This is a genomic window from Shewanella benthica KT99, assembly GCF_000172075.1.
Lineage (GTDB): Bacteria > Pseudomonadota > Gammaproteobacteria > Enterobacterales > Shewanellaceae > Shewanella > Shewanella benthica_A.
Genome location: NZ_ABIC01000042.1, coordinates 18,044 through 38,795, shown reverse-complemented (window position 1 = coordinate 38,795; position 20,752 = coordinate 18,044). Strand labels below are relative to the sequence as shown.

Sequence of the window (20,752 nt, the reverse complement as noted above, 5' to 3'; positions counted from 1 at the left end):
GATCATTATAAATTGAACTTTATGCTCAAGTAGCGATCAGATCACCAAATACTCTTTTTTGGTGATGTTAATGACTGCTACTTTTTTAAAACATTTTGATTCGATTGCGGAACCCCGTATTGAGCGTTGTAAAAAACATAACTTATTAGATATTATTTTACTCGCTATAAGTGCGGTTATGTCAGGCTCTGAAGGATGGGAAGACATTGAAAACTTTGGACATCTAAAGCTTGATTGGCTTCGTCAGTATCGTCCTTTTAAAGCAGCTATTCCTCGGCATGACACTATTGCCCGTGTTATCTGCCGATTAAAAGCGGATGAAATAGAGAAAGCTTTTCAAACTTGGATTTCTTCTCTCCTAGAAGGTACTGGTTGCGATGTCATTGCCATTGACGGCAAAACTGCACGGCGTTCTTTCTCAACAAAAGAGAGAAAAAATTGCTGAATTCAAGTAATAAGTGCAACACCCTGTCCCATATAGACCTCAAATGGAGTGAGGCCACCTAATACTTTTCTTGGCGTGAAATTAAGTAGCAAGATCCTTCTTTCAATTTCATCATCTGTCAGTTTGCCCATATCGAATTTTTTTGGCCAAAAACGCCTGATCCGACCATTGGTATTCTCATTGGTTCCTCGTTGCCAACTGGCATAAGGCTTGGCAAAGTACATATCTGCACCTATTGCCTTGGACACTCGAACGTGACCTGCAAATTCACCGCCATTATCTAACGTCACTGTCTTTACCGTGTGAGCGGTTTTCAGCAGAGCAATCATTGCATCGCCAACTTCTTCTTTCGTTTTGCTAAATACACGTTTGGCTAGCGTAAAGCGGCTTGTGCGATCGACGAGTGTCACAAGGTGGGCACTCTGCCCGTGTACTGTGTCTCCTTCCCAATCACCTAATCGCGTCCGCGCATCCACAATATCAGGCCGCTCTGTAATATCGACTCGATCATGAATTAGCCTAACTCCCGCTTTTTTATTACGTTTCCCACCCTTCCACCGTGTTTTACCAAACCTGGGCAGCTGACGGTACAGGTGACCACCTTGCAACCTATTCTCTTCAATACGTCGGTAGATCGTCGTATGGCTAAGCGTCTCTGTGACTTTACTTTCAACCGTCATTCGCAGACTAACAGTCTCTGGAGACCAGCCTAAAATGACGGAGCCACGGATGATGTCATCTGTGTGGCTATGACGTTTGTTCGCTTTTAAGGATGTTCGTTTCCGTATATCACTCAGCGGGTGAGCCTCAGCACCTGAGTATCCATTAGGGGGTGAATTTCTATTCAGCTCCCGACTAACAGTGCTGTAATGTACCCCGATCTCTTTGGCAATGCCTCTCAGTCCCATCCCTGTTTTACGAAGGGCTGAAATCTGGTATCGTGGCTCTTGAGTTAGCTGTCGGTACTGTTCGTTGAGTTTATTCATAACGGACTTAATTTTTGTGTGAGAGCTTAGATTGTGCCTTCAGCTGGCTCACTATTCAAATTTCAGCCTGTTGCACTTATTGTATTACTCCAGCACAACCCTGTTAGAGTCAGGGATTAAAATGCGCTAGCCGTGGGTATAAATGGCCTCTGGCCCAATAAAAACGTGACAAAAACCTGCCCGTTTTGGTAGAGTAGCCGCAGAAAATCAACTCTAAACAAGCTCTGTTCGGTAAAATTAAATTTAGTTTATTCTTACCGGGAACGACCTAACTGGCACCATGAGACTCAAACAGATAAAACTTGCTGGATTTAAGTCGTTTGTCGATTCAACTACGATCCCCTTTCTCAGTCCCTTAAGCGCCATCATAGGCCCCAATGGTTGTGGTAAATCTAATATCATAGATGCCGTACGTTGGGTGTTGGGCGAAAGCTCGGCTAAACATCTGCGTGGCGACTCCATGGCCGATGTTATCTTCAATGGCTCCACGGCTCGCCGTCCTGTTTCTGTGGCCAGTGTCGAGCTGAACTTCGAGAATTTAGATGGCCGATTAACGGGCGAATATTCCAGTTATCAGGAAATAGTGGTTAAACGTCAGGTCAGCCGTGACGGAGACTCCAACTACTTCTTAAATGGTCAGAAGTGTCGCCGTAAAGATATTACCGATCTCTTTATGGGCACGGGTCTTGGCCCGAGAAGCTATGCCATTATCGAGCAGGGGACCATCTCAAAATTAATCGAGTCTAAGCCTCAAGAGCTGAGAGTGTTTATCGAAGAAGCGGCGGGGATATCTCGTTATAAAGAGCGTCGACGTGAAACCGAAATTCGCATCCGCCATACCAGAGAGAACTTAGAGCGTCTCGGTGATATCCGTAATGAGCTGGGTCACCAGTTAGACAAATTAGCTGAGCAAGCCACGGCGGCGAAGCAATATCGTGAGCTGAAGCAATCTGAGCGCCAGTTAGACTCAGAGCTGCTTGTCAGTCGCTACCTAGAGTTAACCGATCAAACAGAAATCTTGACCCTGGACGTGAATCGTCTCGAATTAGCCAAGGCGGAAGTTGAAGCTGAGAAGGAGCACACCGAACTCGAGTTGACCCGGCTCAATGTGCAGCTGGTGGAACTCGATGGTGAAGAGCAAAAGCGTGTCGAGTCTTTTTATCTCTCCGGTACCCAGATAGCGAAACTTGAGCAAGATCTTAAGCACCGTCAACAGCAAGATTCACATGTCGAGCAACGTATTTCGGGCATCGCCCAAAAACTCAAGCAACATAAAGATACATTATCTGCTGCTGAGGCCAGTCAGCAAGCATTGAGGGAGGATTTGGCCCTCAAACAGCCGCAATTTGAACTGGCATACTCATCCTTGACACGCGTTACCAGCGACTTGAGTGAACATGAGCTTAAGGTCAGTGAATCAAGAGCCAAGCTAGCCGAACACAAAGAAAAAGTATCTTCGTATCGTCTGGCCCATGAAGTCTCAAGGGGCAAATTGTCACATCAAGGCGTCATGTTGGAGCAGACAAGGGCTCAGCTTACCAGCATAGAGCAAGAAGCTGCCGGGCTCCTCGAACAAGAAGCGGCCAAGATTGAGCAAGATAATCAATCTCGACTGACGCAATGGCAAAGCGATGCCATGGAGCGAGGCGAGATCAATGATGAACATGACGACAAACTCAGCGAGCTTGTACAAGCCCAAATTAACCTCAAGGCTAAGCAGGAGGCCCTAGGTCAATCTCTCGCCGAAGAGCGGGGCCGTTTGGCCTTAGTCACTAAGTTACTGCCCGATGACGTGAGTCAAGAAGGCGCTAAAGCCCTATGGCAGCTCATCGAGGTTCAACCTGGTTGGGAGAAAGCGGTAGAACTGATATTCGACGGCTTGCTGAAAATGCCCGCGGGTGTGGATAAAGGTGAATTTGGCTTTGAGGGGCGCAAACATCAGCAGTGGCCTGGGGTGAGCAGTAATGCGAATCTTTCACCTTGGTTGAGTCAGGTTCAATGGGCCGATAGCCTGGAGCAGGCTAGAGAGCAGGTTGTCGGGATAAGTGAGCACCAACGCATAGTGACGGCGGATGGCTATCTGTTAGGCAGAGGCTTCGTGATCAAGAAAGGCACAGATTCAGGCTCCCTGGTGCAACTTAAGTGTGAACAGGAGGCGTTAGAAGCCAGCATTGATGGTAGCAAGTCCTTACTCAGTGAGCTTAATCGTCAGGGGCATGACTTAGATGCCCAGATTAAGCCGCTAAAAATAGAGCTGTCATCGGGCATTGAGACTCTACAGCAGCTCAATGTAGCCATTGCTAGCTTGAGCGTGCAGATCGAAGCGGACAAACAACGAAATCAAGAGCGAAACCGTCGCCGTGAACATCTTGACTCTGAACTCGCTCGCTTAAAATCCCTGCTTAACAAGCTGCAAGAGGGTGAGGTGAGTATCCTGGCTCGCCTGAATGAGGCGCAATCTAGCCTGAAGCAAGGTGAGCAAGTGCAAACTAGCTTAGTTCAAGGCCTTGAGGAGTTAGTGGACTCAAGGCGTATTTGTAAAGATCAATACCAGCAGCTGCAACGAGACGATCGTGAGTTGAGCCAAGTATGTCAGACATTAACCACTAAACTGGCGCTCAACGAGCAGTCTATCGATCAGCAAGGCGTGCGTATCGAGGAGCTGACCTTGGCTAAGTCCGCGCTTGAGCATCAGCTTGTAGAGCAAAGTGTGGCCAGTGAAGATGGTCGCCTGAGCAGCTTAAAAGAGCAGTTAGGTCAGGCTCTGGCACAGCAACAAACTAAGCAGGCCGAATTAGCTTCACTTCGTGCGCAGCAGACTCAACTGCAAGAATCGAGTGATAGCGCAGGAATAACGAAAAAACAACAGCTTGGCAAGATAGAAAACTTGACTCAGTCTATCAGCACGTTAAAGTTACGTCGCGAAGGTTTGAAAGGTCAGGCCGATAGCCAATTGATGCAGTTCAAAGAGCAAGATATTGAGTTGGAACAAGTTAAATCTGCGCTGGATCTGAATATAAGTGCTCAGACTCGTCAAAGAGAGTTGGAAAGGATCCGCGCACAAATCATTCATCTAGGCGCGATCAACTTGGCCGCTATCGAAGAATATGAACAACGAAGTGAACGTAAGAATTATTTAGATAGCCAAGATGCGGATCTCACTTCGGCATTGAGCAGTCTGGAAGAGGCGATCCGTAAGATAGATAAGGAAACCAAGAGTCGCTTTAAAGATACCTTCGATAAGGTGAATAAAGACTTGGGTTTGTTGTTTCCTAAAGTCTTTGGCGGCGGCAGTGCCGAGCTGGCGTTGACCCATGATGATCTACTCGAGACCGGAGTGACTATTATGGCCAGACCGCCAGGGAAAAAGAATAGCACGATCCACCTTCTTTCTGGTGGAGAAAAAGCGTTAACCGCATTATCATTGGTGTTTGCGATTTTTAGGCTCAATCCAGCACCATTTTGTATGTTAGATGAGGTTGATGCCCCTCTGGATGACGCCAATGTCGATAGATTCTGTCGATTAGTGAAAGAGATGTCTCAGAGTGTGCAATTTATTTTTATTAGTCATAACAAGATCACCATGGAATTGGCCGATCAACTGATAGGAGTCACTATGCATGAACCCGGAGTTTCACGCATAGTTGCTGTGGATATTGATGAAGCGGTGGCACTGGCCGACGCTGGATAACATAGGAAAGACAGGGTACCCAATGGAAAATTTGCAACTTGTATTATTCGTTTTAGGCGCAATAGCTATTATCGCCGTACTTGTGCATGGTTTTTGGTCCATTAGAAAGCAACAACCTAAATCATTGAAAGATAGCCCCATGTCGGGCTTCTACAAAGACCAATCCGCAAACCGCGACTCACAAGGTTTCGATGTCGATGGCATTGGTGAAGTCAGGGTTCGTAAAAGTGAACTGAATTTAGACGATGAAGCCCTCACCGATCTGCTTGATTCCGATACGGTAAAGAGTGAGCCACAATTTAAATCTGCAGCAGAGGCACAGAGCCTGACTGATGTGGAGATGAGCATTGACAGCGAAAGTGATTTTTCATTGGCAGATCAGCCGAAGCAGAAGATGAGTCGCCAGAGACAAGAGCCGGTATTATCTGCTCAAGCTCAGGATTGTGACGATCTCAATCAGATGGAACTCGGGCTTGGACAGGAAGCTGCGCCGAGTCAAAGCGCTTTGTTTGAGACCGACGGCTCTCTTGTTGATGCTGAAGCCAAGGTAGATACAGCCGCTCCTATCTACGCCACGCCAGTGACTGAGCATAGAGTAAAGTCGGCGCAAAAACCCAAATCTCAGGCTAAAACAAAGCCTCAAGTTGCCGAGCAAGATACTTTAGCCGAGCCCAAGGATGTATTGGTGCTGCATGTTGTTGCGGCTGAAGATGCGTCAATAAATGGCACCGACTTGTTACCCAGTTTGCTAACACTTAACTTTAAGTTTGGTGATATGAGCATTTTCCATCGTCATGAAGACAATGCCGGCAAAGGTAAGGTGTTATTCTCGCTCGCGAATATGGTGAAACCTGGTATTTTCAATCCAGATGAAATGGAACAGTTCAGTACAGAAGGTGTGGTGTTATTTATGACGCTGCCTTGTCATGGTGATCCTCTGATGAACTTCTCGATTATGCTTAATTCTGCGCATCAACTCGCCGATGACTTAGGTGGAAAAGTGCTCGATGGTGGTCGTGATGCCTGGAGCGAGACGACTAAACAAAGCTATCTGCAGCGTATTCGAACGCAATTGCCTTAAATATAGCGTTCGAAGTAGTGTTTAATCACAGATTTTAAGAAGGCCGCCCTTGCGGCCTTAATTTTTGGAACTTTTACAGATGGCAAAAAATAACAAAGGAATTTCACAAGAAATTGAGCATTTGATTTCAGAGATTAATGAACACGATCATCGTTACCATGTATTAGATGATCCAATCATTACAGATTCCGAATATGATAGATTAAAAATCAAGTTAAAGAAGCTTGAAAATAGATTTCCCGCGCTTAATTTAATTCTAGATTTGAATGCTGTTTCTGAAGGTGTGCATACCTCAATTAGGTTTGATTCTCCAAGTAGGAGAGTTGGGGGGAAAGCTCTATCAAAATTTGATCAGATTACTCACCTGAAACCTATGCTCAGCCTGGATAATGTGTTCAATGATGAAGAATTTGAAGCCTTTCATGCGAGATTAACTAATAGACTAGGCACTACACTGAGATTTTGCTGCGAACCTAAGTTAGATGGTTTGGCTGTGAGTATTTTATATCGTGATGGGGTTCTAGAGCGAGCAGCGACCCGAGGTGATGGGGAAATCGGCGAAGATATTACCGAAAATGTGCGTACCATACGCTCTATTCCACTGAAGCTGCGCGGCGATAACTTTCCGCCGCTATTGGAAGTGCGCGGTGAAGTGATCATGCCCAAGCAGGCATTTGATTCGCTGAATGAGCGAGCCAGAGCTAAGGGCGAGAAAGAGTTCGTCAACCCGCGTAACGCAGCAGCTGGCAGTTTGCGCCAATTAGATAGCAAGATCACCGCCAGTCGCTCACTGGGTTTTTACGCCTACGCCCTAGGTGTGGTTGAACCTGAAACTTGGGGATTGGCCGATCATCATTATGGTCAGTTGCTGCAACTTAAATCTTGGGGCTTCCCTGTGAGCGCCGAAGTGAAGCAATGTGATAGCGTTAGCGAGGTTATCGCTTATTACACCGATATCATGACTCGCCGCAGTGCATTGGCCTATGAGATTGATGGCGTGGTGATCAAGGTCGATAATATTGCTCAGCAACTCAAGTTAGGGTTTGTTGCCAAGGCGCCAAGATGGGCCACTGCGTTTAAGTTTCCGGCACAAGAAGAGATGACCTTACTCGAAGGGGTGGATTTTCAGGTTGGCCGCACCGGCGCCGTGACACCCGTGGCCAGACTGAAACCCATCTTTGTTGGCGGAGTCACTGTATCGAATGCGACGCTGCATAACGCCGATGAGATCGCCAGGTTAGGCGTTAAAATTAAAGATACGGTGATCGTTCGCCGCGCCGGCGATGTTATCCCGCAAATTGTGGCCATCGTGGCCGAGAAGCGACCCGATGATGCCTGTGAAATTGAATTTCCTCAGACATGTCCCGTGTGTGACAGTTTAGTCGAGCGTATCGAAGGCGAGGTGGTTGCCCGTTGTACCGGTGGGCTGTTTTGTGAAGCCCAGCGAAAAGAGGCCATCAAACATTTTGCTTCTCGTAAAGCCTTAGATATCGATGGTATGGGTGACAAGGTTGTCGAGCAGCTTATCGATAAGGAGCTGGTGGAAAGCCCGGCCGATCTGTTTAAGTTATCGGCATCGGCGATCACTATGCTTGATAGAATGGGGCTTAAATCGGCAACTAACCTAGTTGCTGCCATCGAAGTCGCCAAGAAGACCACTTTTCCCCGTTTCCTCTATGCACTGGGGATCCGGGAAGTCGGTGAAGCAACCGCTGCTAATTTAGCTAATTATTTTAAGAGTTTAGACAAGCTTAAAGCGGCGAATGCTGAGGAGTTTATCAAGGTTGATGATGTCGGCACTATCGTGGCTCAGCATTTAACCCACTTCTTCGCTCAGAGTCATAATGTAGAGGTCGTCGATAGCCTTATCGAGGCTGGGGTAAACTGGCCCGTTATCGAAGAAGTAGCAGAAGAGTCGTTGTCGCTGAAGGGACAGACCTGGGTATTGACTGGCACCCTGACACAACTTAATCGCAACGATGCCAAGGCTCAGTTACAGGCATTAGGCGCTAAGGTCGCCGCCAGTGTGTCTAAGAATACTGACTGTTTAGTTGCCGGTGAAGCGGCAGGCTCTAAACTGACAAAGGCGCAGGACTTAGGCATTAAGATATTGGACGAAGATGGTTTGCTCGCCGTGCTTGCCGGGGAATAATACCAATCGGTATTCGCTTTATCCTTAATTTCAAACGCCATCTCTGATGGCGTTTTTTATGCTTTATCAGTCGGCCATTGAAAATGGCTTATTTGGCACCATATCAGTGTAATACCATTCTAAAATAACAACTTAAATTCCAAGGATAGGCACAGCGTGAACTTCAGTAATATCACCTGGCTCGACGATAAGGGCCATATCAAACCGCCACTTTATCTCTATTTCATGCTGGTATTTATTGCTCGGGCTTGGTGTATCTTTATCGCATCATTGACACAATCAAGTGATAGAGCTGCTCTGATAGCCATGTTTTACCCGCAAAAGTCAGATTTTATCATGGCGTTAGTGGCGGGGTTCGGTGCCTTACTCATTTATGGTGTCGTCATCGCCGAGCGTAAGCGTAAGCGTAAACCTCACTGGCTCAGGCCTGTGTTTGCTCGACTGAAGTGGATCTTGCTCATGTTGCTGGTTATAGACGGTGCCTTGTTATTCGAGCGAACGATTAACTCTCACTACCTCTATAGCTGGAGCACTGGGCTGGATGGCTTGCTGTTATTCTGGAACCTGATCTACCTGTTTAAGTCTAAGCGCTTAACCCATTATTTTGCCGATTGGAACCAGGATGAAGATGAGCAGGCAAACAAGTCAGCATTAGTGAAAAAGCCGTCCAATAAGTAAATCAGTCTACTAAAATTTAAGCAAAAAAATGGCGCTGCAAGGGCAGCGCCTAAAGATCTTTCACTTTTACGATTAAGTAAGAGAAGAAATACAGACTACGAAATTGTATTTCGATCCAGGAATGTTAACAAAATACCTTTTCAAATCTATTATCTATCGACAGCATGACTCGATAACAGCTCTGACATTAAGGACAATTGACAGCAACACTCTTTAAGTCGATGTGATCGGGGTGTCCACATGTTCCTAAAGAACAACTAAAATATAGCATAAAGAATATTGCATGCAATGTTCTGGCGGCTGTTTTTGTCGCTTATTTGTTATATGCTATTGCCTTTGGTTATAAGCTGCTTCAGCTTCGAGATTCTTCATCTAAGGTAAAAGTTGGGTCTGGCAGTGATTTACTTCATTTTATTACAATTATTTTTCATTAATCACTTAAAGTTTTTAGTTATTGCTTTATAGTTATGTTATTAAGTTCAGTGGGTTTTTGGTAACCGTATTGCACTTAACTTGTTAGTTGGGACTGTAGGGAGTATGACCCTTTAACAAGAACATCTGGTCATAAAGGGCGTTGCAAAGGAGTTTTATTGGGTGGCTAAAGCCGAACAGATACATTTACCCCTATCTAAGTTACAAATTGGGCTCACTGTTAAGTTACCTCTCTCGTGGAAGAATCATCCTTTCTTGTTTAATCGTGTCGAAATTAAACAAGAAGCCCAAATAGAGTTGATTAAAAGCCTGGGGGTTCCCTATGTGATCTTGTTATCCGGACAAGAGTTACTGGCTGAAGAAGTTAAAGAGGTTGTCGAGCAAGAAGTTAAACAAGTGGTAAAAGAGGTGGATCTTAAGGCGCTTGTACGTAAATCACTTCGGCTCAGCCAACAAAGATTTGTTCAATGTGTGAGCGCGAGTAGGACAGCTTTCAGTAAAGTAGGCAGTGATCCAGAAGGTGCCTATCGCAGCTCGGTGACACTAGTCGAAGAGATGCTGGATCATATGCTAGAGATCGATACGCCATTTTTAGCCTTAGTGAGTGCTGGAGAGTCGGATGCTAGCGTGACTCAGCATGGGATTTCAGTCGCCGTAGTCGCCTTGATGATCGCCAAGGCGATGGATATGTCGAAGTCTGATATGCGAGATATCGCCTTAGGCTGCTTGTATCACGATATTGGTAAATTAAGAGTCCCGGATATTATTCGTCGTAAGAAAGGGCCTTTGAACGAACATGAAACTAACTTTTTGAAAAAACACCCTAATTTCGGCTATGACATGTTGAATAAATCTGGGTTATATAATCAAACGGTGTTGAATATTGTGCTTCATCATCATGAGTTTATTGATGGCACAGGTTATCCAGATGGTCTCAAAGGCAATAAGATACCTATGGTGACTCAAATTGTGAGCTTAGCGAATGATTATGACAGGCAGCTCTGGACCGAAAATATTCGCTCGCCTCAAGTCGCTTTAGGCTACCTGTTTAAGAATCGCGCCGGAAAACATTCCGAGGCTTTAATTGCCGTATTGGTGAAAATATTGGGAATATATCCGCCCGGTACCCTAGTCGAGCTATCTGATCAATCTGTGGGTAAAGTGATGATGACCACCAAAGAGGTTAAGCAACCTCAGGTTTGGGCCTGTAACCCCGATGGCAGCGAAGCCTCATTACGATTTTTGACCAAGGAAAAGGTATTCGTCGAGAAAGTGTTAAAACTTGAGGAACTATCGGCTGGCGCAATGAAAGCGCTGCAGGCAGACATGGGGATTAGCTTTTATTTCAGTGGTGTGCCTAGCTAACGACTAGTTAATCAAGGTCGTTCACTCTATGATGTGATGAGTCGATTTCAACTATAGGGTTACAGCTTGAAGATTAACACAGTGAGTATTGTCGGTTGTGGTTGGTTCGGTTTGCCTTTAGCTAAGCAGCTTGTCAAACTGGGGTACCAAGTCAGTGGCAGTAAGAGAGAGAGAGGGGCCGCCAATAAACTGCAAAGAGATGGTATCCAAGGTTTTAGCTTAGATCTCGATAATCATGAGTTTAATGGACAAGGTCTCGAAACTGATAACTTCCCTCATCACGGCGTAGCGTTAACATCTGAATTACAATCACAGTTGCAAGCGTCTCTGCATGCTGATGCCCTAGTGATCAATATTCCCCCATCAATAAGAAAGCTCCCCTATGCTTATCTCAATCGACTCGAGTTTCTTAAGTCGCTGATGGCCAAGCATGCATACCAGCGAGTCATATTTATCAGCACCACAGGGGTTTACCCTGCTACGGGAAAGCCAATGACTGAGGGTGATGCTGCGCCTCATTCGCCATCCAGCAAGATTTTACTTCAGGCCGAAAGCCTGTTTTTACCAGATTATCCTACTTGTGTATTGAGATTCTCAGGGTTGATAGGACCTGCTAGGCATCCAGGGCGTTTCCTTGCCGGAAAGAAAGACCTGCCAGGGATGGATGCGCCGGTAAATTTGGTGCACCTCGATGATTGTATCGGCGCAGTTTCCTGCCTGTTGTCTAGCGAAACAATATCACCCATCTATAATTTATGTGCACCGGGTCATCCCAGTCGATTAGATTTTTATGCCCAGGCAGCCGAGCACTTGTCATTAGAGTTGCCGACTTTTGGGAAAGAGATCCAGGTAGCAAAAATCATAGATGGTAGTAAGATAACCAAAGAGTTAGGCTTTAATTACCGCCATAATTCCCCCTTAGACATGTTGGATAAGTGCTAATCAGGTTAGCTGTATATTGTTGTGATAGACAAGCTATCAGCTATGGTTACAGTCAATTAATGTTTTTATAAATAGCTTTTTTAGCTAGATTTTGTCGAGGGCGTAGATTACGTGCAAGTGAGCGGGATACCCGAGGCTAAATCACCGATAGTGCGGGAGTTTTTCTCCTATAACTGCTATCGCCAATACCCCATTTTCGAGGAGACGGTTGAGCCTCTCGGCGATACCATTGATTTTGAGCGCACGCCCATAGGTGCAGGGCGTCCAAGCTGGATCTTAAGTCAGCAAGCCTATTATCTGGCGCAGAAATTTAACATGACCCGCCAAGTCCATGGCAATCTTTTTAAGCGTATTCATGAGAAAGAGGGGCCTTTTACTCGACCCGAACAGCTCAAGGACTTCTTCGTTAAGCAAGGAGCCGATGCAAGTGCAGTGGAAAAAGCGATGAATTCGGTCGATGCAAAGTTAGCCATCTCTCACTATGATACTCAAGCTCAGTTAGCAGGGAACCGTGGGGTACCTTCACTGCGGGCTTGGTTACTTTTAGTTGAATTGTTGATTTTTAGCTGTTAACCATCAATTCTGTAGGATTATAGTGGAAGAATGAGGTTCAGACTTAAGGAGGAATGGTATGTTAAGCAAAGAAAGTACCGGTCTCATTATCATCGATATACAAGGGCAGTTGGCTCGGTTAGTTCATGATAGTGACGTTTTGGTTTCAAATTGTGCCAAGCTGATTAAAGGTGCGCAAGTTCTTGGTTTACCGATATTATGGCTTGAACAAAATCCAGATAAACTGGGTTCAACGGTCGATGAACTGAGTGCCTTGTTAGCAGACCAAGGTGCCATTGCTAAGTTTACTTTTGACGCCGGTGAAGAGCCTCAGTTTATGCAAGCGGTACGCACAGCAAATGTAGATACATGGCTGATTTGTGGTATTGAAGCACATATTTGTGTTTATCAAACGGCATCACATCTGCAACAATTAGGCTTTAAAGTGCAATTAGTCTGTGATTGCATCTCTTCACGTACACTCGCCAACAAAGACTTAGCGATAACTAAGCTGGTTAATCTAGGTGTCGATGTTTCGGGGCTAGAAATGTGCTTATATGAATTAGTTAAGGATTGTCGAGCGGTAGAATTTAAAGACATACTCAATTTGATTAGGTAGCTAGGTAAGTTTTGCAGCCGGATTTAACATGTAAGTGCCCCATTGTTTTATAGCTTGTTCTCTTCGGTCCAATCTTTAAGTTTTTCTAATATCTCTAATGCGGTACGGCCAAAATCTGTGATCTCATAAGTGACAGCAATCGGTCGAGTACAGATCACTTCTCTGCTCACTAGCCCTTGGCTTTCTAATTCTTTAAGGCGCTGATCGACCATTTTCTTACTCGCACCACCTAGCATTCGAGATAATTCATTAAAACGCACAGGTCCATCTTTCACATGCCAAAGAATTGAAGCCTTCCACTTTCCGCCTAAAATTCGCATACCTCGCTCAATCAGGCAGGGTCCTTCGCAACTTTCTAGATTTATTTTTTTAATATTGTTCTTTGTTTTTAAAGTGTTTTCCATATTTACTCTCATCTATCTAGCCTGGTTACTAAAAGTATACTAGTTGCTTTAATTCGCCACTCTAGCAAAATGTAGCATAACAACCAATGATAACTTGTTATATGGAAGCCAATAGATGTCAATGCTCGTCTCTTACGATCCAATCAATCGAATAGCACTTGGCGAAGTGCCGATAACAACCGCTGAAAAAATACCTGCCGTGGTTAAACAAGCAAAGCACGCCCAGAAGGCATGGGCTGCCTTGTCCCTAAGCGAGCGTCAACAGAAAGTGACCTTGGCGTATCAACATCTAGTCAAAGCCCAAGAGGCGCTTACGCTTTTGATCAGTAAAGAGATGGGAAAAGACTATCGCAGAGCCAGTTATGAGGTCGGTGGTACGATTCAAAATAGCGATTATTTTTGCCAAGAGATCGCTCGTGCACTCGCACCCGAATCTAAGGGGCATGGAGTTGAACTCCAGTATCGCCCCTTAGGTGTAGTCGCGGTTATTTCTCCTTGGAATTATCCGCTGGCAATGGCAAATAATTTGCTGCTTCCGGCATTAATGGCGGGTAACTGTGTGGTGTTAAAACCGTCAGAAGAAACGCCATTGGTGGCCGATTTGTTTGTAAAAACACTCAATGAGGTATTACCCGAAGGCGTGTTACAAGTTGCCCATGGCGACGCCGTTACCGGCAAAGCACTCGTCAATGCCGATATCAATATGGTGGCATTTACAGGTTCGCTCGCGGCGGGAAAACACATAATGGCCAGCGCCGCATCATCGCTAAAACGGCTAGTCATGGAGCTAGGGGGTAACGATCCCATGATTGTGATGGCCAGCGCTGATATTGATGAAGCGGTGCAGTTTGCCGTAGCCAGTTCGTTCGAAAATGCAGGCCAGATGTGTACTTCAACTGAGCGGGTATATGTCGATGTACGTGTTGCAGATGAGTTTGAACAAAAGGTAGTCGCACTTGCCAGCCGTTATCGAGTCGGCGCGTGGGACCAAAACAACGTCAATATAGGGCCTATAGTTAATCAGAAACAGCATTTAAGTGTCATTAATCAGCTTAAAGATGCAGAGGCAAAAGGCGCTCGATTCCTGTTAGGCACGGCAAACTATGAGCCGCCTTTTATACAGCCAACGGTTGTAGCTGATATCACACCTGACATGTGCTTAGAGCGTGACGAAACCTTTGGCCCAATAGTCGCGATTAGCCGTTATAAGCAGATATCAGAGGCGATCGAGCGTGCTAATACTAGCCCCTATGGCTTAGGTGCGACGGTCTTTGGTGGTGAAGGTGCCGCCGCCGTTGCCGAACAAATGGAAGCCGGCATGGTGGGAGTTAACCAAGGTGCCGGTGGAGCAGGGCCTTGGGTAGGTGCTAAGCAAAGTGGTTTTGGCTTTCATGGCACTGCCGCGGGTCATCGACAATTTGCTCAGGTACGCGTTATCAGCAAATAAGGCATTCAAGTGGACTTGCTTTACGCCGTCACGTGAGTTAAAAAACTATCGATAAGAGATAACTATGAATCAAGATAACGACACAAACGCTAATTTTTTTGTTGCGGCGTTTGAACCCGGAGCCGAGCACCCATCATTACCTGCCTGGGGTAACCGCGAGCCAAACCCAGCTAATTTGAGTCATGATGTCGATATTAGCCAGATTGAGCGCCGCGAGTTAACGCAAGTACCCGGTGCATTTCAGTTATTTAATGTCTTGTCTAAAGCGGAATGCAAAAGACTCATAAACATCAGTGAGCAACTTGGCTACCTGCCCGATGCTGCAGTGTCCTTGCCCCGCAGTGTACGCCATAACGACAGCCTAACTTGGATCGTAGACGAGCAAACAGATGGCACTATTTGGCTGCGTATTGCTCATTTAATGGATGATAGACAGGGCATTTTGGGCGGCAGCAAAGCCTTAGGCATTAATGCTCGTTTTCGATTCTATCGTTATAGCCAAGATGACTTTTTTAAACCACACTCGGATGGTTCTTGGCCAGGTAGCCGAATCATAGATAATGAGCTTATTGCTGACGCTTTCTCCGACCGATTGAGTCAAATGACCTTGTTAATCTTGCTCAGTGAAGACTTTGAGGGCGGTGCTACGCGTTTTCTCGTGAATGCCAGTGATTCTACTCAGCCTGCAAAAGCAGGAGATCCCGTTGCCAACGTCGACGTGCGCACTCCTGCGGGTAGCATATTGTGTTTCCCTCATGGGATGCATCCATTGCACTGTATACACAGCTCAGTTGCGATTACTGCAGGGGTAAAATACATCATCCGCAGTGATGTATTGTTTAAACTGCCATAAGCGTGACTAATCGACATAATGAGTCACGCGAGTTATCTTATGGCTCTTCACCATGATGCGGTACCACAAGTACATTGCTACGGATCCGAGCTAAAATGGACTCGGCGGTATTACCTATCACGGCGCCAAGCAGACCTTGGCGCTGACGTGCTCCTATGACTAAGTATTGCGCTTGTAAACGGCAACTTAATTCAAAAAGGCACATATCAGCGTCCCCAGCCAAAATATGCACATGGTCTTTATCCAGGCCTATCTCCTCAATGACTTGTCGATGTTGCTGATAGGCATCTTTAATCAAGGTACGACTGTTCACTAGATCCATATCCCGCAATATTTTAGGTAAGCGGATCACAAAACCTAGATGTAAGTCATGACCGGTAGAGGCAGCAAGTTTATGCGCTTGCGCTATGACGGCTCGATTGAGTGCTTGCTTCGATGGCTTATTACTCCCTAGATCCACCGCCATTAAAATCGATTTTGTCTGATTGAGTGGGTTATTACTCAGTAACATCAGTAACATCAGTGGCACCTTGGTATGGCGGATAAGTTGCCAATCCATAGGCAGAAAATGTGCCGACTCATGTATCGATTTAAGCATCATGGCATATTCATCTGGATGAACATGTTGGCAGGCATGTTCGGACAAGTTTTTACACCAGATATTGCTAAAAGGGACATCATCGGCATCGAGTTCACTCAGCAGGTGCTGCACTCGAGCTTTATTATCGGCCGAAATTTGTACACGTGCCGCCCCTGCGATGCGGGGATTATAGTAAGCATCTCCACTAAAGGATTCATAGTTGTAGGCCATAATTTCAGCAAATAAGTCCAACTGCTTGGCTAATAAAATCCCTGCACTGATCGCATCGGTTTGCTGCTGATGACGTTGTGAAATGATAAACAATTTATCCATGAGCTACTCCTTGCTTGACCCTAATTTCAACATAGTAAATGGTGTAATTTACACCTTGATCTTCATCATTAAAACGCTCAATATTCATTCGGTTCTCGCTGTGGTTACGAGGAATGTATGGCGGTAGAGCAGTTTATTATCTCGTTATGCTTGATCTTATTTTGCGGGAAACTTTTCGGGAGTTTGTTCGAACGTTTTGGGCTACCTGCTGTGGTCGGTTAAATACTAGCCGGCCTATTGCTAGGATCCACATTGCTTAATTATGTTGCCCCACATCCTACCTTAGCTGTACTGGCCGAGTTAGGGGTGATCTTGCTGTTATTTTCCATTGGCTGCGAAACATCCATTAAACGGCTATATCTAGCAGGAAGCCGCGCTCTATCTTGGCTGTGCATTAACTGCCACAAGTATAGGTATTTCATTACGCGTACTGGCACAAACCCAACAAGCCCAAACTCCGGTGGGTAATATTATCTTAGGCGCAGCGGTTATCGATGATATCGCGGGTGTGATTCTACTCAGTGTATTATTTAACTTTGCCAGCCAGGGAGCGCTCGATGTCGGCGACACTATGCTGCTCATCGCCAAAGTGCTGTTATTTTTATTGCTCACTCCACCCGTATCACGGGCGCTGCTGTATCTTGCACGAGCACTCAAACCAGATGATGATAACTCCGGCTATGAAGTCATCATCACCATGATTTTAATCTGCTTTTTTCTTGGCTTGCTCACTTGTTTGGCGCTCCTGCGCTACTCGGTGGCTTCGCTGTCGGTTTAGCACTCAGTCGGCAGTTTGTTTCGCCTTTTAACCGTTATTTAGTTAACCCCTTTGCCTTTACCCACAAAATGGAATTATCAACAAAAGCCTTAGTGGACGTGTTGCGCCGATCTTTTTTGTTTATGTGGGTATCAGTCTAGATTTAAGTCAGTTGGATTACAGTGCTAGCGGGATTTTACTCTTGCTGTGGTTATCTTTGCTGGCCATTGTCAGTAAACTGCTGGCGGGTTGGCTTGCTGGTGCGCCATGGCAGACCAAAGCGGTAGTCGGCAGTGCCATGGTACCCAGAGGGGAGGTCGGTTTAGTGTTTGCCGAGTTGGGACTGAAAATGGGTATTATCGACAGCAAACTGTTTACTGAATTAGTGGTGATCATAGCGAACACCACCCTCCTAGGCCAGCTACTGTTAAAGTGGAGTTTAAAACAGTATGTTAATCATTAGCGTACCGAGTTTGAGTGAGATTAATGGTGAGCCTAAAACACTGCAACAGTTAGTACAACACTAGGCTATTTGTTACCATTGGCCTGATGGCTGGCACGACGATAAGTGGGATTCGATCACCGACATTGTTAAAGTCAATTGTCGTTTTAGCTGTAACCATATGGGGTTTGTTCGTCGGGCGATTGTTGGCGGTCAAGGCATTGGTTTTATGCCGCCTTTATTTGCCCTTGCTGCAATAGAAAGTCATAGCTTAGTGAGGATATTATCCGAGTATCTTATTAGGTTAAACACTGCACTCGCTCTAATTATTCTATTTGGAGAGAGATGACCGTCTCATATTACCCTGTTGCAGGGATACGGCTATAGTCAACAATATGTGCAGCTAGTCAGTGAAGCCGAAATTGAAACCACCAATGCCGTCGACAAAGCCAAATCATTGTATAAAGCAGGACTCAGTGATTACTTGTCGATACTGGATGCGCAGCGTCAGCAAAATAGAGATAAAATGCAGTGCTTAGCACTGCATCTTTGTTTATGGGCATGCCCAGGGTTAAAACTAGGGAGGTTAGCGACTAGCTTATTGACTGTTAGCGCATTAATACCGGGGAATCATCCGGGCAGACCAACTTGATTGCACCTGGGAGCACTCGGATACGGTGTGTGAGGTGGGAAGTGTTTCACCAAGACCACATCGAGCAATCCATCGTTTAATAAGGCGTTGGGCGCAAGGTTTTGTCCTCCGCCCGCTAACCGGCCATTACAGATCGCGCCCAATAATCCCGCACCTTGCAGTTCGATTGGTTTATCGCCAAGTAGAACATGGATAACCCGCTATAGATTCGGTATGTTATTGATTAACAATGGGTGGCAAAATTAACTGTTTTTTTATTAAATATTAGCTAACGCTACGGGATTGTTGGCCGATAATACTTAAGTATGAAAGATGTATCTTAGATGCACTTTTGTTTGCTTGATATTCATTCTTAGTTGTTATTAACAAATTTCGTTTTTAAAAGGTCTTCAATATGCTCATCCGTCACAAATTGCTGCTTAGCGCCGCCGTTTCAATACTGTCAATCGTCGCCATGTTTGGTCTGCAAAGATACTCGAGTGGGGTTCAACAAGGCTTAGCCCAGACGGCTCAAACTGTCATTGAATTGGAAAAGGAGGTGTCTAGCCTGCGAATAGCTGAAAAGGACTTTTTTGCTCGTCTCGATATGGACTATATGAGACAACATCAGGCAACTTATAGAGATATGAAATTAGAGATAGATTCTCTTAGTGAAAAATTCGTTGTTTATGATATCCCTGTGGGGGGACTCGAGCGTTTTGCTCACAGCATACAAAACTATCAAGAATCCTTTGCAAAGGTGGTTAGCTTACAACAGCAGATTGGTTTGACACCTAAGAGCGGCCTGTATGGTGCTCTGCGTCAGGCTGTGCATGATGTGGAGGCTTTAGTCCAGCGCTATGAACAGCCCAAGCTCATGATTCTGATGCTCCAACTTAGACGCAATGAAAAAGATTTTATGTTGCGCAGAGACCTGAGTTATGTGGCCAAGTTTAATGATAACCAGGCTAAGTTCCAACGCCTATTAGCGGTGTCTGTTTTAGATCAGCGTACCAAGGAGCAATTAACTTCACTGATGACGCGTTATCATCATGGCATGGAGGCTTTGGTCGCTAAGGAGCAGGAATTAGGCTTAACCGAGAGCGACGGCGAAATGGCGACTCTGCGTGCTGCTATACGTGTTACCGAGTCCGCTGCCAACAAGTTGCAACAGCAGGCGAATGCAGCGATTGCCGATGCCAAGGAGTCGGCACTGATACTGGCAGTCTCAATCTTTATTGTGATCACTATCTTCTTGTCCATTTTTACCATGTTTATTATCCGTAGCATCATGGATCCGGTAACCAAGATCACTGAGACTATTTCAAATATCGAGAAAAATAAGGACTTATCGATACGTTGTGATGCCTCTGCAGATGATGAGCTTGGTCAGATAGCAACTCACTTCAATAGCATGGTAGCGAGCTTCCAGCAGTTAATCGAAGAGGTGATTGAGTCTGTTGAAATTATGAATCATTCATGTGGTGAGCTCTCCCTGAATGCGACCAAGGCATCCGAGGGGGTCAGTCGACAGCTCAATGAAACGGATATGGTGGCAACAGCCATTACCGAGATGGGAGCGACGATCGAAGAGATCGCCAAGAATACTGAGTTGGCGGCCGAGCGAGCGGCAAGTACCCATAATAATGCCCAGATGGGACAGGTTGGAGTGGAGCAGACGATTGAGAAAATCCAGTCATTGGTCGAACAGCTGAATAATTCCGCTCAGGTGGTGAATGACTTGGAAAGAGATAGTGAAACTATCGGCACTGTGCTCGATGTGATTAGGGGCATAGCCGAACAGACTAATTTATTGGCGCTTAATGCTGCCATCGAGGCCGCACGGGCTGGGGAGCAGGGACGAGGTTTTGCGGTCGTTGCCGATGAGGTACGTAATCTTGCCTTACGCACTCAGGAGTCTACCGAAGAGATTGCCGCAATTATTCAAACATTACAGTCTCGTACCCGTTCTATTGTGCAGTTGATGGAGGCGACTCAGAAGCAAGGAGGAGAGAGTGCCGAACAAGCGGCGAGTGCTGGCAGTTTGCTGCAGCAGATCAATGCCGATGTCGGCAATATCATGGATATGAGTACCCAAATAGCCGCGGCCATCGAAGAACAGAGTATGGTTGCTTCCGAGGTGAATAAAAATGTGGTGGTTATTCGGGACATTGCCCAAGAATCTGCCGTCGTCGCCGATGAAAATGCCCAAGCTTCCGGTGATGTAAAGGCACGTGCCGAACGACTTCAGCACGCTGTGAGTGCTTTCAAGATTTAAGTTAACCGAGTATCACTAAGTTTAGCCAATGTCACAGAACTGTGGCACTCGATTCAATGTTATATTACCAATCTCATCAGTTAT

At 45.7% G+C, this 20,752-nt stretch carries 16 protein-coding genes and 3 pseudogenes; 15 read left to right on the top strand and 4 right to left on the bottom strand.

The window, feature by feature from the left end; genetic code table 11:
- Positions 1–70: 70 nt before the first annotated feature.
- Positions 71–439: pseudogene (locus KT99_RS16150) on the top strand (ISAs1 family transposase); the annotation flags it as partial.
- Positions 440–447: 8 nt separating this feature from the next.
- On the opposite strand, the gene KT99_RS16145 reads toward KT99_RS16150, so the two are convergent.
- Positions 448–1,431 (bottom strand): IS30 family transposase, encoded by a 984-nt coding sequence (locus KT99_RS16145; RefSeq protein ID WP_005501619.1) that lies wholly within the window; start codon positions 1,429–1,431, stop codon positions 448–450.
- A 280-nt stretch (positions 1,432–1,711) separates the two neighbouring features.
- Between KT99_RS16145 and KT99_RS16140 the strand changes: the two genes are divergently transcribed.
- The 8 genes and pseudogenes from KT99_RS16140 (at position 1,712) to KT99_RS16105 (ending at position 12,943) form a co-directional block, all read left to right on the top strand.
- Positions 1,712–5,122: a chromosome segregation protein SMC gene (locus tag KT99_RS16140; protein WP_005502078.1), complete on the top strand. Its 3,411-nt coding sequence runs from the start codon at positions 1,712–1,714 to the stop codon at positions 5,120–5,122.
- A 22-nt stretch (positions 5,123–5,144) separates the two neighbouring features.
- Positions 5,145–6,203, top strand: coding sequence for a cell division protein ZipA (gene zipA, locus KT99_RS16135; protein WP_005502075.1), 1,059 nt, complete (start codon positions 5,145–5,147; stop codon positions 6,201–6,203).
- Positions 6,204–6,282: 79 nt separating this feature from the next.
- Positions 6,283–8,355 carry an NAD-dependent DNA ligase LigA gene (gene ligA, locus KT99_RS16130; protein ID WP_005502073.1) on the top strand — a complete coding sequence of 691 codons (2,073 nt, stop codon included), beginning with the start codon at positions 6,283–6,285 and terminating at the stop codon, positions 8,353–8,355.
- Between the two features lie 156 nt (positions 8,356–8,511).
- On the top strand, positions 8,512–9,033 hold the full coding sequence (locus KT99_RS16125; protein WP_005502071.1) for a DUF2919 domain-containing protein: 522 nt from the start codon (positions 8,512–8,514) through the stop codon (positions 9,031–9,033).
- 594 nt (positions 9,034–9,627) lie between these two features.
- The gene (locus KT99_RS16120; protein WP_005502069.1) at positions 9,628–10,830 is read left to right on the top strand and encodes an HD-GYP domain-containing protein; all 1,203 of its coding nucleotides are present in this window, start codon (positions 9,628–9,630) and stop codon (positions 10,828–10,830) included.
- Between the two features lie 66 nt (positions 10,831–10,896).
- Entirely contained in the window at positions 10,897–11,772 is an 876-nt protein-coding gene (locus KT99_RS16115; RefSeq protein ID WP_005502068.1) for an SDR family oxidoreductase, read from the top strand.
- A 90-nt stretch (positions 11,773–11,862) separates the two neighbouring features.
- Positions 11,863–12,300: pseudogene (locus KT99_RS16110) on the top strand (thiol:disulfide interchange protein DsbA/DsbL); the annotation flags it as partial.
- Between the two features lie 103 nt (positions 12,301–12,403).
- On the top strand, positions 12,404–12,943 hold the full coding sequence (locus tag KT99_RS16105) for an isochorismatase family protein (RefSeq protein WP_005502065.1): 540 nt from the start codon (positions 12,404–12,406) through the stop codon (positions 12,941–12,943).
- 47 nt (positions 12,944–12,990) lie between these two features.
- On the opposite strand, the gene KT99_RS16100 is transcribed toward KT99_RS16105, so the two are convergent.
- Positions 12,991–13,347 (bottom strand): winged helix-turn-helix transcriptional regulator, encoded by a 357-nt coding sequence (locus tag KT99_RS16100; protein WP_005502063.1) that lies wholly within the window; start codon positions 13,345–13,347, stop codon positions 12,991–12,993.
- Positions 13,348–13,462: 115 nt separating this feature from the next.
- Here KT99_RS16100 and KT99_RS16095 point away from each other — a divergent pair, with 115 nt between their 5' ends.
- Positions 13,463–14,794: an aldehyde dehydrogenase family protein gene (locus tag KT99_RS16095; RefSeq protein WP_040572106.1), complete on the top strand. Its 1,332-nt coding sequence runs from the start codon at positions 13,463–13,465 to the stop codon at positions 14,792–14,794.
- Between the two features lie 64 nt (positions 14,795–14,858).
- A complete protein-coding gene (locus KT99_RS16090; RefSeq protein WP_005502059.1) occupies positions 14,859–15,647 on the top strand; it encodes a hypothetical protein in 789 nt (262 codons plus the stop codon).
- A 37-nt stretch (positions 15,648–15,684) separates the two neighbouring features.
- On the opposite strand, the gene KT99_RS16085 is transcribed toward KT99_RS16090, so the two are convergent.
- Entirely contained in the window at positions 15,685–16,560 is an 876-nt protein-coding gene (locus KT99_RS16085) for a universal stress protein (protein ID WP_005502057.1), read from the bottom strand.
- Positions 16,561–16,797: 237 nt separating this feature from the next.
- On the opposite strand from KT99_RS16085, the pseudogene KT99_RS23020 reads away from it, so the two are divergent.
- The 3 genes and pseudogenes from KT99_RS23020 (at position 16,798) to KT99_RS21405 (ending at position 18,411) form a co-directional block, all read left to right on the top strand.
- Positions 16,798–17,338, top strand: a pseudogene (locus tag KT99_RS23020) (cation:proton antiporter domain-containing protein).
- A gap of 124 nt (positions 17,339–17,462) precedes the next feature.
- Complete coding sequence (locus KT99_RS23015; protein WP_005502054.1) at positions 17,463–17,780, top strand: cation:proton antiporter domain-containing protein; 318 nt, start codon at positions 17,463–17,465, stop codon at positions 17,778–17,780.
- 376 nt (positions 17,781–18,156) lie between these two features.
- Positions 18,157–18,411 carry a hypothetical protein gene (locus KT99_RS21405; RefSeq protein WP_005502050.1) on the top strand — a complete coding sequence of 85 codons (255 nt, stop codon included), beginning with the start codon at positions 18,157–18,159 and terminating at the stop codon, positions 18,409–18,411.
- Here the strand turns inward: KT99_RS21405 and KT99_RS23010 are convergent.
- Positions 18,390–18,554, bottom strand: a complete 165-nt coding sequence (locus KT99_RS23010; protein ID WP_232504314.1) for a hypothetical protein — start codon at positions 18,552–18,554, stop codon at positions 18,390–18,392. The two genes, KT99_RS21405 and KT99_RS23010, sit on opposite strands and share 22 nt — an antisense overlap.
- A 251-nt stretch (positions 18,555–18,805) precedes the next feature.
- On the opposite strand from KT99_RS23010, the gene KT99_RS16065 reads away from it, so the two are divergent.
- Positions 18,806–20,668, top strand: a complete 1,863-nt coding sequence (locus KT99_RS16065) for a methyl-accepting chemotaxis protein (RefSeq protein WP_005502048.1) — start codon at positions 18,806–18,808, stop codon at positions 20,666–20,668.
- Positions 20,669–20,752 lie beyond the last annotated feature (84 nt).

Coding starts and splice junctions, on each gene's coding strand:
- KT99_RS16090 (WP_005502059.1), top strand. CDS start 14,859: ATGAATCAAGATAACGACACAAACGCTAATTTTTTTGTTGCGGCGTTT.
- KT99_RS16145 (WP_005501619.1), bottom strand. CDS start 1,431: ATGAATAAACTCAACGAACAGTACCGACAGCTAACTCAAGAGCCACGA.
- KT99_RS16065 (WP_005502048.1), top strand. CDS start 18,806: ATGCTCATCCGTCACAAATTGCTGCTTAGCGCCGCCGTTTCAATACTG.
- KT99_RS16100 (WP_005502063.1), bottom strand. CDS start 13,347: ATGGAAAACACTTTAAAAACAAAGAACAATATTAAAAAAATAAATCTA.
- ligA (WP_005502073.1), top strand. CDS start 6,283: ATGGCAAAAAATAACAAAGGAATTTCACAAGAAATTGAGCATTTGATT.
- KT99_RS16140 (WP_005502078.1), top strand. CDS start 1,712: ATGAGACTCAAACAGATAAAACTTGCTGGATTTAAGTCGTTTGTCGAT.
- KT99_RS16095 (WP_040572106.1), top strand. CDS start 13,463: ATGTCAATGCTCGTCTCTTACGATCCAATCAATCGAATAGCACTTGGC.
- zipA (WP_005502075.1), top strand. CDS start 5,145: ATGGAAAATTTGCAACTTGTATTATTCGTTTTAGGCGCAATAGCTATT.
- KT99_RS16085 (WP_005502057.1), bottom strand. CDS start 16,560: ATGGATAAATTGTTTATCATTTCACAACGTCATCAGCAGCAAACCGAT.
- KT99_RS16105 (WP_005502065.1), top strand. CDS start 12,404: ATGTTAAGCAAAGAAAGTACCGGTCTCATTATCATCGATATACAAGGG.